General features: G+C 37.6%; 15 protein-coding genes and 1 pseudogene. 9 read left to right on the forward strand and 7 right to left on the reverse strand.

Going from position 1 to position 12,405, the window contains the following annotated elements; translation table 11 throughout:
• Positions 1–11 precede the first annotated feature (11 nt).
• Together ACTWQB_RS13355 and ACTWQB_RS13360 are read right to left on the reverse strand one after the other, a co-directional pair.
• The gene (locus ACTWQB_RS13355) at positions 12–611 is read right to left on the reverse strand and encodes a hypothetical protein (protein WP_443139695.1); all 600 of its coding nucleotides are present in this window, start codon (positions 609–611) and stop codon (positions 12–14) included.
• 19 nt (positions 612–630) lie between these two features.
• Positions 631–702, reverse strand: a complete 72-nt coding sequence (locus tag ACTWQB_RS13360) for a universal stress protein (RefSeq protein ID WP_443139744.1) — start codon at positions 700–702, stop codon at positions 631–633.
• A gap of 269 nt (positions 703–971) precedes the next feature.
• Between ACTWQB_RS13360 and ACTWQB_RS13365 the strand changes: the two genes are divergently transcribed.
• The 8 genes and pseudogenes from ACTWQB_RS13365 (at position 972) to ACTWQB_RS13400 (ending at position 7,634) form a co-directional block, all read left to right on the forward strand.
• A complete protein-coding gene (locus tag ACTWQB_RS13365; protein WP_443139696.1) occupies positions 972–1,805 on the forward strand; it encodes a hypothetical protein in 834 nt (277 codons plus the stop codon).
• An 88-nt stretch (positions 1,806–1,893) separates the two neighbouring features.
• A pseudogene (locus ACTWQB_RS13370) lies at positions 1,894–2,319 on the forward strand (GNAT family N-acetyltransferase); the annotation flags it as partial.
• Between the two features lie 119 nt (positions 2,320–2,438).
• Positions 2,439–2,597: a hypothetical protein gene (locus ACTWQB_RS13375; RefSeq protein ID WP_443139697.1), complete on the forward strand. Its 159-nt coding sequence runs from the start codon at positions 2,439–2,441 to the stop codon at positions 2,595–2,597.
• Entirely contained in the window at positions 2,584–2,862 is a 279-nt protein-coding gene (locus tag ACTWQB_RS13380; RefSeq protein WP_443139698.1) for a GNAT family N-acetyltransferase, read from the forward strand. The genes ACTWQB_RS13375 and ACTWQB_RS13380 overlap by 14 nt, the downstream gene beginning before the upstream one ends.
• 30 nt (positions 2,863–2,892) lie before the next feature.
• Positions 2,893–3,345 (forward strand): nucleoside deaminase, encoded by a 453-nt coding sequence (locus tag ACTWQB_RS13385; RefSeq protein ID WP_443139699.1) that lies wholly within the window; start codon positions 2,893–2,895, stop codon positions 3,343–3,345.
• Between the two features lie 254 nt (positions 3,346–3,599).
• Entirely contained in the window at positions 3,600–4,547 is a 948-nt protein-coding gene (locus ACTWQB_RS13390) for a ring-cleaving dioxygenase (protein WP_443139700.1), read from the forward strand.
• A 112-nt stretch (positions 4,548–4,659) separates the two neighbouring features.
• Complete coding sequence (locus ACTWQB_RS13395; RefSeq protein WP_443139701.1) at positions 4,660–5,832, forward strand: hypothetical protein; 1,173 nt, start codon at positions 4,660–4,662, stop codon at positions 5,830–5,832.
• A gap of 377 nt (positions 5,833–6,209) precedes the next feature.
• The gene (locus tag ACTWQB_RS13400; RefSeq protein ID WP_443139702.1) at positions 6,210–7,634 is read left to right on the forward strand and encodes a DHA2 family efflux MFS transporter permease subunit; all 1,425 of its coding nucleotides are present in this window, start codon (positions 6,210–6,212) and stop codon (positions 7,632–7,634) included.
• Positions 7,635–8,111: 477 nt separating this feature from the next.
• Here ACTWQB_RS13400 and ACTWQB_RS13405 read toward each other — a convergent pair whose 3' ends face one another.
• Both ACTWQB_RS13405 and ACTWQB_RS13410 read right to left on the reverse strand, forming a co-directional pair.
• Positions 8,112–9,434, reverse strand: a complete 1,323-nt coding sequence (locus tag ACTWQB_RS13405; RefSeq protein WP_443139703.1) for a YjiH family protein — start codon at positions 9,432–9,434, stop codon at positions 8,112–8,114.
• 125 nt (positions 9,435–9,559) lie between these two features.
• Positions 9,560–10,024: a DUF2269 family protein gene (locus ACTWQB_RS13410; RefSeq protein WP_443139704.1), complete on the reverse strand. Its 465-nt coding sequence runs from the start codon at positions 10,022–10,024 to the stop codon at positions 9,560–9,562.
• A gap of 207 nt (positions 10,025–10,231) precedes the next feature.
• Between ACTWQB_RS13410 and ACTWQB_RS13415 the strand changes: the two genes are divergently transcribed.
• Positions 10,232–10,708 carry a GNAT family N-acetyltransferase gene (locus ACTWQB_RS13415; RefSeq protein WP_443139705.1) on the forward strand — a complete coding sequence of 159 codons (477 nt, stop codon included), beginning with the start codon at positions 10,232–10,234 and terminating at the stop codon, positions 10,706–10,708.
• Here the strand turns inward: ACTWQB_RS13415 and ACTWQB_RS13420 are convergent.
• From ACTWQB_RS13420 to ACTWQB_RS13430, 3 genes are read right to left on the reverse strand one after another with little or no spacing between them, the layout of a single operon-like run.
• Complete coding sequence (locus ACTWQB_RS13420; protein WP_443139706.1) at positions 10,705–11,013, reverse strand: hypothetical protein; 309 nt, start codon at positions 11,011–11,013, stop codon at positions 10,705–10,707. The two genes, ACTWQB_RS13415 and ACTWQB_RS13420, sit on opposite strands and share 4 nt — an antisense overlap.
• 12 nt (positions 11,014–11,025) lie before the next feature.
• Positions 11,026–11,760 carry an alpha/beta hydrolase gene (locus ACTWQB_RS13425; protein WP_443139707.1) on the reverse strand — a complete coding sequence of 245 codons (735 nt, stop codon included), beginning with the start codon at positions 11,758–11,760 and terminating at the stop codon, positions 11,026–11,028.
• Positions 11,761–11,766: 6 nt separating this feature from the next.
• Complete coding sequence (locus tag ACTWQB_RS13430; protein WP_443139708.1) at positions 11,767–12,330, reverse strand: flavin reductase family protein; 564 nt, start codon at positions 12,328–12,330, stop codon at positions 11,767–11,769.
• Positions 12,331–12,405 lie beyond the last annotated feature (75 nt).

A 12,405-nucleotide genomic window follows, 5' to 3' on the forward strand; every position in this document is an offset into this window, starting at 1 on the left:
GCATTTTTTTATTACCTAAAATGATCTTTGATTTCCCAATCATACTTTTCTGATTGTTGTTTAATAGCATCCTGAGCTGCAAGTGTCTCATGATCTTGAGGGTCGTAAGGAATGGCGATGGTCTCTCTTCCATCAGAAATTGTATAAGTATATACACGATATGTTTCGTTGTCGACACTTCTTGTGACTTCTTCAATATCTTCCCAAGCAATCGACACTTCTGATATCGTCTCAAATTTATTACTATGTATTCCCACGTCATCCACGTAATGATAATGATAGATTGAAAGTGTGAATGGAACGATGCTCATAATCAATAACACAGCATGTACGATGGTTAAGTTATATTTTAAGTCCTTTTTTTCATATATCCGCTTAGTTAGGAAAAATGAAAATAATACAATGGCAATCCATATCATCCCAAAGGAAAAACTACTATAAGCTTCCGATGGGCGGATAAAAGCGGTGTGATCATATGAAAAGAACAATAAATCTTGTACAAACATTACAACAGGGAAAGGAACTAGAAAAGATGACATGACTAATAGAATACAGGTAACTGCAATATATGGTGTTAGTGTATCGGAATCCACATTTCTAAGAAACTGCATGCAACTTCAACTCCATTTACTACTTAACAATCAAAACAGGACATTTCGCTCGTTTGGCTACTTTGTGACTAACACTTCCATAGATTCGTATGTGTAATTTATTTTATCATGCATTGAAATCTTCGTACACTTTCCTATAAACGGAAAAATTAAGTTGCAAGTGGGAAGGTTTTTTGAACAGACTATAAATCGACTTACTGAAAAAGGGTAGATCTATCATCACAAAGCGGTGGATAAAATCTCTAATTCTACGAGAATGTCCAACTCTCTGACTGCATGGCTACAAATAGTTAAATTATCAATCTATGACTTTTATTTCCATGTTATAATACGCATAACATTGATGGTGAGAGGGATTGGATGAAGAGGTACATATTTTTAATACTGCTAATTTGTATGGTTGGTTGTGGGGAAAATGAAGGGTCAGTGACATTTTCCGATAACACAGTCGTGTCTTCTTGGTTAGATGATTTGACGGTTAGGATGTATATTGAAAACAATACCGACCTTCCAATTATGTCTAGTTTTGAAGTTGATATTCACGATGATTGGCTAGTGAATCAGATTAATGGAGAGAGGACGGTTTACGAAAATTATGCATTAGAGGTTGAAGAGACCGACACATTTAGATTAGATCATCGCTCGGAAAACATTTATACCATATCTTATGCTCTAGAAAATAAGGTAGATAAGATTCAATTTATTGAAGCGATAGACCAAGGTGCTATTGAAGTGACACTTCGCTCTGAAGATGGGGAAGAGCTTGCTAGTAAAGTTATTACTAATGTGCATATATACGATTCCAATAATATAGGAAGTTCAGGTATGGGTATGCTGTTTATAGTAATAATTGCTTCTGTTTTAGGTGCAATTTTATTAGAAAAATTTATTAGAAAATGGACTGGGATTAGAAAGCCAGAACGTGAGGAGTTGCCGAAGCTTTATAAAACCTTGAATATGATATTACACATTATAACTGGTCTATATTTAACGTTTGCTCTTAGGTCAATAGGTCCAACCGAGCTATGGGAAACTATTATTTTATTTGTGCTTTTATATGGGGTGCTTCAAGTCGTTTTAGATTTTATATTAATAAAACATCAAAAAGAATACAGAGTGACACTCTTGTCATTTGCGGTTATTTTGACGGTCGTAGTGGTCATTGCTGAGCGGTATCCTTATATGTTCTTTTAAAGGCTTGTACTCTTGATGGTAGTATTTGAAACGAAAGGAGAATCGTTAAATGACAATCAACATTAGGTAAGAACACCCGAATGACTATATTGAAACACAGAATGTTGTAAAAAATGCCTTTGAAAATGTTGAGGTTAGTGAACATGATGAGCATGAATTAGTTGAGAGGTTACGTAAATCAGATGCTTTTGTACCTGAGTTGTCATTAGTGGCCGTCGATGAAGAGATTAACAAAATTGTTGGCCATATTATTTTAACTAAGATTACAATTAAAGGTGATCAAGATGTTGAATCACTAGCGCTTGCTCCAGTGTCCGTGCTACCTGATTACCAAGAGCAAGGGATTGGCGGTCAGTTATGCTTGGAAGCCTTAAGAAGAGCAAGAGCACATGGATTTGAATCTGTCATCGTATTAGGACACCCATCATACTACCCGAAGTTTGGATTTGAAAAGGCGTCGTTATATGATATTCACCCGCCTTTTGATGTACCTGATGAAGCCTTTATGGTACTTTAGTTACGGGAGGATGCGTTGTCCAACCTATCGGGTGTCGTTCAATATTCAAGCGCATTTGATGGATAAATTGGATTAACTTGTTAGAATAGTAGAAAAGAGCTGAAGGAGTATTAGGTATGAAATTTGACGGAAAGAAAATGGTGTTTCTTATCTTAGTCATAATTGCGATTATGGCAGTTGTTACTTATGCTATTTTTACATTTATGGATCGTAATCAGTATATTGAAGAGATGAGTTTGAATTTGATTCAAAGGAGTGGTTTTGTTGGACATTAAACGAGACGAAAAAGGTTTTTATGTAGGGGAAGCTAATCAGAAGGATGCCGAAATCACCTTTGTAGACCAAGGCAACTCAACAATTGACATTGACCATACGGAAGTATCAGAAAAATTACGTGGGGAAGGTGTTGCTGGAAAACTTGTAAAGAAAGTAGTGGACTACGCACGTGAGAATGATTTAAAAATCACAGCATCTTGCCCATATGCACAAAAGAAACTTGGACGAACAGATGAATATCGTGACGTTTATTTTGGTGAGTAATGAAACAACTGAAATAAGGACGGTGTCATTGTGTACGATGAGAAGTTTTTAAGACAAGCAATTGAATTAGCGCAAGAAAATGTGAGAAACGGAGGTCGTCCGTTCGGAGCTGTTCTTGTTAAGGACGGAGAAGTGATTGCAACGGGAGTTAATGAAACGAACGCCACGCATGATATTACAGCACATGCAGAGCTATTAGCCGTGCGGCGTGCTAACGAACAGCTTCAGACTCCTTTCTTAGAAGGAACTGAAATGTATGCGAGTGGTCAGCCATGTCCGATGTGTATGGCGGCGATGCATTCGGCGAAAGTAGGTAAGATTTATTTTGCTTACTCTTATGAACAAGGTCAGTCTTATGGTTTGTCTTCTACAGATGTATTAGATGAACTAAAGAAGCCCATTGGTGAGCAAGTGATTGACATTCAACACAAAACAATAGACGTAGAAGAGCATCCTTACGAACTTTGGGCTGATCAGAAGTAGTGGGAGGTGCTGTCATAGCGCCTCTTTTTTATTAAGAGTATATTTCCTCATAAAAATGAATTTTTCCTTATAAAAATCAAAAAATTCCTCATAAAATTGGATTTTTCCTTATAAAATTAAAATTTTCCTCATATATTTATTTTTTCCTTATATATGCGAATAAGTTTCCTGTCACCATGCAGGCTATTTGATATTAAGTTAGCGTCGGGTTATAATTATCTTGAATTCAAGATAAATTGGAGGGGGACATCCTCATGTCAGATAAACAAACAGCAGGGGTTCATCATATAACAGCAATTGCAGGTCCATCTCAAGAAAATATTGATTTTTATGTTGGTGTACTTGGGCTTAGACTCGTTAAAAAAACCGTAAACTTTGATGATCCAGGAACGTATCACTTTTATTTTGGTGATGAGAAAGGGTCTCCAGGAACGATTATGACTTTCTTTCCATGGAAAAACATCCCTAAAGGCCGAGTTGGAGCAGGTCAAGTTGGATATACGACTTTCGTTGTACCATCAGGTGCTCTTCAATTTTGGGAAAGGCGTTTAAATGACTTTCATATAGAAACAGAAAAAGAAACACATTTTGATGAGTATTATTTAAAATTTGAAGACCCACATGGCTTGAAGTTAGAGCTAGTGGAAAGAGAAGAAGGCCCCTTAAACACATTTGAGTTTAATGGTGTCACTCAAGATGTAGCGATTAAAGGTTTTGGAGGAGCCGTTCTTTACTCAGGCTCACCTCGAAAAACAGCGGACCTTCTAGAAAATGGATTAGGTTTTGAAAAAGTTGCAGAAGAAAATATGTATTTAAGATTCCGTTCACAAGGAGACATTGGGAATGTCATTGATGTGCCAGTAAAAGCTTTTCCGCGTGGAGAAATGGGCGCGGGTACAGTTCATCATATTGCTTGGCGCGCAGATGACCATGATGATCAACAAGATTGGAGACAGTATATATCAGGCAAAGGTCTTCAACCGACCGAAATCCTTGATCGTCAGTACTTTACGTCAATTTACTTTCGTGAATGGGGAGGCATTTTATTTGAAATTGCTACGGACACACCGGGCTTTGACACAGATGAACCAATTGACAAATTAGGAGAAGATCTTAAGTTACCTGAATGGTTAGAGCAGCATCGTAACCAAATTGAGAATATTGTTGACCCTGTTGAAGTAAGGGAAGTTAAACCTAAATAAGTCTCATCTCAACCTCACAAATAATTTTGTGAGGTTATTTTTATAAATTGTAGTTTAATTTTGTCAAATTGTGCAAAACAATAGTAAGTAAAATTGAATGAGGTGAGTAGCGTTGAGCAGTTCAGTTAATAAAGTCAAGTTAATTACAGCACCAGGCTTTGCAGATGATGTCGTAAACGAAATTAAAGGCGAACTGCCTTCATTACTTGAATATTATGTCGACGATCAAGTGAAATGGGACTTTGAACACGTTACAGATCCTCTTACAGGTTCAACTGGAGATGCACGTGAAATATTAGAGTCGATTCTAAAAAATGTGAAAGAAGATGAAAAAGATTTTTTAGTATGTTTAACAGATTTGCCCTTGTTTCATAAAAGTAAGGTGGTTGTAGCTGAGGCTTACGAGCAGGAAAATATTGCGTTATTAAGCATGCCAGGACTAGGTTCTACACCTATGGTAAAACGAATAAAAGCATCTATAATACAATTAGTTAATGAAATGTATTATGGGACATCTGAAGATGGAGCTACACGTCTTAGAGATAAAATTAAAGAAGCAGGCAAAGAAGGGCTTAAGGTCGTGGATGGCTATCTTGTCGGCAATAAAGGTTTTGAAAAATTTTCACCTGTCAGAAGAGAAACCCCTCAAAATGGTGAAAAAAATATAGATGTTCGATTTACGATTCCATCAAAATTTTGGGGCGGATTAAGAATTTTAACTGGAATGGTGCGTGCGAATCGACCGTGGAGAATGTTTCCGTCATTTGTAAAAGTATTAGTAGTTGCTTTTGCAACAGGTGCATACGCCTTGGTGTTCCCGTCACTTTGGCATTTAACTAATCAATATGAATTGTGGCGTATGATCTTGCTCAGTTTTATTTCGATTTCTGCAATGGTCAGTTGGATTATTGTAGCACATAAGCTATGGGAGTCTCCTCGAATGGAGACAAATAACCTTAAAAGAATGCTATATAATATCGCCACCGTCTGCACGTTGATTATTTCTGTAGCATTATTTTATTTGAATTTATATCTATTTTTTCTGATTGCTGTATTTTTGTTTATTCCAATAGGGCTTATTGAAGCTCAGATAGGTACAGAGGTTAGTTATCAGTATTATTTTCTAATAGCATGGGTTATTACTAGTTTTGCAACAATTATCGGTGCTTTAGGTACAGCACTAGAAAGTGAAGAGACTATTCTTTCAGCGACATACGGTTATCGTCAAAAACAACGTTATGAACAATTAAAGAAAAAAGAGGAAGAAGAGGAAGCGGAACATTGATAAGAAAGGGAGCTCGGCCAAAGCTGAGCTCTTTTTGCAAGGAATGAAAGTATAAAATTTTTAACTTAAGTTCTGTAAGATTATGTTGCATTGTACTGTCTAGAGCAATGCGCCCAACCACCCCAACTGAATTGGAACCTTCCCGTATAAACCTACGATAAGTCAACATCGATTCGCTACTCTCATCGTGTTTCCTTTACCTCAGTTTAGTCGGTCCACTCACTACGTGGTTAAGTGGTGCTTGCGCTTTTCTTGATGAAATGAAAGTTAAGAATTCCCTATTAAGTTATTTTACAATAATATTAAATCCTTCGACTTACGAAAGAATTTTTGTTATGATTAAATGTTGCGACTGAAAAATAGAAAGAAGGATTTTTATGGCAAAGAATCATGAACAACACGGAAAAGATATAAAACGTGGCCCTTTAATGCTCGTATTGATTTCGGGCGCATTTGTGGCCATTTTAAATCAAACTTTATTAGGAACTGCTTTACCTAAAATAGCAGAAGCACTGGAAATTAATTATGCAGCTGCACAGTGGTTGCAGTCTATTTTTATGTTAGTGAACGGGATTATGATCCCAATTACAGCTTTTTTAATAGGGAGGTTTACTTCAAGAGCTTTGTTCTTAACAGCGATGGGTTCATTCGCTGTAGGGACGTTAGTGTGTGCTATTGCACCCAATTTTGAAGTTTTAATTGCAGGACGTGTATTACAAGCTGCGGGTGCGGGTATTATGTTACCTCTCATGCAGACGATTATGTTCTTAGTGTATCCACTTGAAAAGCGTGGAGCAGCGATGGGGATGTTTGGTCTAGTTATAGCATTTGCACCAGCAATAGGACCTACATTATCAGGTTACTTAGTAGAACATTTCCCTTGGAGAAGCGTGTTCTACGTCGTTTTACCAATTGCAATACTCGATATTATTGTTGCATATTTTATCTTGAAAAATGTTACAGAACGTACCTTCCCTAAGATGGATATTCTATCGATTATCTTGTCTACTTTAGGGTTTGGTGGTTTATTATACGGATTTAGTATTGCAGGTAATCCCGAAACTGGTTTTGCAAGCCAAAACGTCATTATATCACTCATTATTGGGGCTTTAACCTTAACGTGGTTTATTTTAAGACAGCTTAAGTTAGACACGCCGATTCTTGAGTTTCGTATTTTTAAATACAGTGTCTTCACCTTGACGACAGCGATCGGTATGATTGCGTTTATGTCGATGATTGGCGGTGCTGTTATTTTACCAATTATGATGCAAGATATGTTAGGTTTCACCGCATTTGAGTCAGGCCTTATGCTCTTACCTGGTGCAGCCTTAATGGGCTTTATGAACCCAATTACAGGCCGTTTATTTGATAAGTTTGGAGCAAGATATCTATCGATTATAGGATTATTATTGGTCGTTGTGACAACCTTTATGTTTTCAAATTTAACACCTGAGACTAGCTTTTTATATTTAGCCATAGTAAACGCGGCTCGTATGCTTGGAATTGCGATGGTCATGATGCCAGTGACAACAGCAGGGCTTAACCAGCTTCCAGATAAATTGATGCCTCACGGGACAGCTATGAATAACACCATGCGCCAAATGTCTGGTGCAGTTGGAACGGCATTGTTGGTTTCGATTATGACAAGTCAGACCATCCCGAATGAAGGAGTAGAAGGAGCGTTACACGGTGTCAATGTTTCCTTTTTTGTCGCAGGGGTTTTGTCTATTGCAGGATGGGTCTTAGCATTCTTTATTAAAAAATCGAGTCCGAGAGAAGAAGCTGCGCAGGATTCGAGATAAGTAAAAAATGGGACACAAAATATTCTAACCTTAAAGAAGACAAATGTTAGGAATCAAATCACTCCTAACATTTGTCTTCATTTTTAGCTACGTCAAAATGCTTCGCAGGCACGGCTTCAACTTCCCCAAACTAACTCTCGTTCGGAGTTTAAGGATCTTCGGCTAAATACGCAACATCCATGTTGCAACGCCGAACTGACCCACATCCTGTGGCCCCTCAGCTCGTGCTGTCTGCGACGACCTGGACGGTCTAGTGTCGGCGTTGACACACAAATGCTACTTGTAATACTTCTTTGCTTAATTTGCGCCGAGTAATCGCAGGCGCAGGACGTGGCCGCTTTTAGCCGACCAGGAGTCTCAGCATTTTGACTACGTTAATAGCACTCAATGTTCGTTTTCTAAAAATCTATTTTTCTTTTGTACAGCCTCTTTTTGCATAAGTAAACCCGCTCGCGTAACAACAAGCGGGTTTAATCATTAAAAGATCATATGAGCAATTAAGATAATAATTGGTAATGTAATAAGTGTACGTAATAAGAAAATAACGACTAATCTCCAGAAGTTAACGGGTACTTTAGATGCTAGGAGTACGCCCCCAACTTCAGATAAATAAATTAACTGTGTTACACTTAACGCTGCGATAATGAAGCGAGTCATCTCTGATGTCACGTCTGCAATCATTAAAGCAGGTAAGAACATATCTGTAAAACCGACAAGAATGGTCTCTGCAGCTGCTTGCGCTTCAGGAACTTGTAATAACTCTAAGATTGGAACAAATGGTGCACCAATCCAAGTGAAGAACATTGTCTCTTCAGCAACGATTAGACCAAGTGTACCAATAGCCATTACTACTGGTAGGACACCAAACCACATGTCCATTGCGTTTTTAGTACCTTCTTTGAAAAAGCCAGCAACACCTGGTGACTTTTCAGCACGTTCTACTGCTTGCTTATAGCCCCATGAAAATGAGTTATAACTTTCTGGAATTGTTTCATCAAGGCCCTTGCTGTTTTCTGAGTAATACGTATCCGGAATCTTAGATAGAGGTGGGATACGTGGTAAGATGATCGCAGCCACAAGCCCTGCTGCTAAAATGGTTAAATATAATGGTAAAAACATGTGCATTAAGCCAACATAATCTACTACCACAATAGTAAATGTAATCGAAACAACTGAGAACGTGGTACCGATCACGGCAGCTTCACGCTTTGTGTAATAACCTTCTTCGTATTGACGACTAGTTAATAGGACACCGATTGTCCCATCACCTAACCAAGATGCAAGGTTATCAACAGTTGAACGACCAGGTAATGTGAATACTGGACGCATAATTTTCTTGAATAATGAACCTATAAACTCTAATAGTCCGTAATTTAATAATAATGGTAATAAGAACGATGCGATTAGGAATACTGCTACTAAGGATGGCATTAGTTCGACCAAGATCATTCCGCCCGTAGCTTCTGAATATACTTCCTCTAAACCAAATTGGTTATACGCGAAGATGATAAAAATCATACCTAGAACACGCACGATTAACCAAAACCATGATACGTTAAAAACAGAACCCAAAAACGAATCCTCTGGGAATTTGCTAGAGAATAGTTTCGCAACAATAGACATAATTGCTGAGACGGAAATGATGATGACTGCAACTAAAAAAATCGAATCTCCTAATAAGTTTTTAAATCCATCAGCTAAAATAGCAACTGGAATACTTGTCTCTCCGTTGTATTGAACTGGGATGATGAAGAAAAACAACCCAATAAATGATAATATGATAAACTTCAGCTGTGCCAAAAGTTTAACCTCCTTTTATTTAATTATTCATTTATAAATATACAATGTTTTGAATTAATAATACGACTTTACCACGAATACATAACGATTTGAAGAGCCTAAACAAAAGTACGAATAGTCAAACATTATAGCCCGGCAGGTTTTAAAATCATAAGGATGAAAATGGCAACACCCATAGTTGATACAAACCAGAACAACTTATTAGTTTTGTTAAAAACCTTTTGATAACCTTCTGGAAGCGCATCCAATTTCGCTCGATTAGGATCAGAAAGAAAAGCTCTTAATTTACCAGTATACCTAGCAATAAAGCCAATCATGATTACTTGGATGACAATGTATAAAACCAATGTTCCAAGCAACCATAGCTGTGTGAATGCTCCCCAATCAGCCATGAAATACAAGACTAAGCCAGTAATGACGGCTAATGTCCCACCTATTTTTGGAAAGAACTCTAGCTTTTTAAAAGTCTGTAGTGAATTGCTTAACTCCGCCACACTCTGATCTTTCTTAAATAACACATGTGCAAAGAAAGTTGGCCCTACCCCAATAATCGCAGACAACACGTGCACTAACACTAGTGTTTTGTACATTTTCGTCCTCCTTATAAAAGACAATCTACCCCACTTAAATATATTGCTGGAGAGAACGAAATATAACTCTTAAATGCATACAAAACACAAACGTTTTAAATCTACTATTTTAATTTACCATAACCATTCCAAAAATTTAATATTTATTAAGAAAATTTTGACGATTTACTGCTATAATTGTTTAATATTGAGTGTTAGTAGGTGACAGTGTTGAACATTGTAAGAAATAAGGAAATTTCACAACAATTAATAACTAATTTCTTTAAAGAACATTGGGGAAGTCCAAAAATGGTTATCTCTAGTGGAGTATATCAGTGCGATGAGATGGATGGTTTTACGGTATTAGAGGACCATACAATATTAGGTTTAATAACTTATACGATTACTGATCAAGAATGCGAAATTATATCAATAGATAGTTTAATAGAAGGTCGTGGAGTGGGTTCTGCTTTAATAGCACAAGTTGAGGCTGAGGCGAAGGAGGCGGGTTGTCAAACGGTCAAACTCATTACGACCAATGATAATTTGCATGCGGCACGTTTCTACCAGAAAAGAGGTTATCGGCTCTCGCTTGTGTATCCTGATGCTGTTGAGAAAGCTCGACAACTCAAACCAGGAATACCGTTACTAGCAGATAACGGCATTCCAATCAGGGATGAATGGCTATTTATAAAGGGAATTTAGTTTTTAGAAAAGCCCACGATCGCAACCATTAAGCAACCCATGCTCAATGCCCAGAAAATTCCCGCTTGCCCAATCTCTAGAGAAACTAATTCAGAAGACATAGGGTGATTAGGTTCAATTCTTGTGGCTTGAATGAGGAAATAAACAGCAATCGAAAACACACCTAAATGTAATAAGGTAAAAAAGTAACCAATATGTTTTGACTTAGTTCTATACCAAGCTGCGAGAGTGACCAAACACGTTATAGCGATGATTATAATAAATCCATTAACTAATAAACTTGGAACTTCTTGTTCAAGAGCCATTTCGTTTCCTCCTTATAATGATTTAATCATTTGTGAAATGTCTTCAAAAATCTGTTCACGTTCTGGGCCTGTTGTCATAATGTGACCAGAATTCTCATACCACTTTAATTGTTTATTATGAGTGTTAACCTTTTGATAGATTTTCTCAGCACTTTTTAAATATAGTGACTCATCTTTTAATCCTTGTAAGACATACGTCGGCACTTGGATGGAATCAAGTTTCCCGCTTACTTCTATAATGAATTGTTGTAAGTCAGTCAGGAAGGGCTTAGGTTTAAGTCTAAAATCATGAAGTTCTTCTTCAATTACTTCTATCGATTTACCTTCAACCTTTTTATAGTTTTCTGCATAGTTATAGATTCGTTTTGATAGATCTTCAATACTCTTCGCTTGCATGGGAGAGCTCATGGATACGACAGCCGCCACTGGAAGCTCAACAGCCATCTTTAAAGCGAACACGCCGCCCATCGATACTCCGGCAACAATAATGTTGTCGTAACCATTTGATTCAAGATAGCGATAACCCTCTACCGCATCTTGCCACCAGTTAACAGGACCAGTTTGAATTAATGCCTCTGGTCCAACGCCATGTCCTTGATAAAGAGGTGCGTGGACAGTATAACCTTTTTTATGTAAGTAGCGCCCAAGTTTTCGGACATCTGCCGTCGTCCCTGTAAACCCATGTAAAAGCAGAATAGCTTGCGAGCCAGCTTCATATGTAAACGGCTTAGGTGCAACAAATTTCAACTAGCTTCACTCCTTTGTAACGCGGTAAGACTCGAAGCGACTTGTATTTTCAACACTAGTATATAATGAGCGACCTAAATATAATGGAATGGATAGGTTCTCAAAATCAGGAAGACCATTATCCAAAAATTTATCTTGGTCGATATGAAACTGCACAATATCTCCGACAAACCAATCATGATCTCCATAGCTATTACAATCGATGGTCTTACACTCATAAACAACATACGCATCTTCTAGTATCGGTGCACCTGTTGCAGGCCCTGACGTGTATAACATACTTCCATTCTCAAATTTATCTAAGTCTGCGCCTGAATACGTCCCAGTTTCTTGAATGAATTGAGCTCTTTCAAGCGGTAAAAAATTAATTGCAAATGTACCTGCGTTTTTTACTAACTGATGCGTATGACGCTCAGGTCCAATCGCCACACCATAAATCGGTGGCGTAAATGATATGTATGAATGCCAGCCTGCTGCCATCACATTATTCTCTCCATTGTGAGAAACGGTGACGATTGCCACCATCCCTGGGTAGCAGTGCATGATTTTATGGTCTATAGCTTTTAACATTATAAATCCGTCCTTTGTTATAAATTTTGTTGTATACGACAAGGTTTTAAGGTTTATCGTCAACTTTTTTAAAAT

Source organism: Piscibacillus sp. B03, assembly GCF_052246295.1.
GTDB lineage: Bacteria > Bacillota > Bacilli > Bacillales > Alkalibacillaceae > Piscibacillus.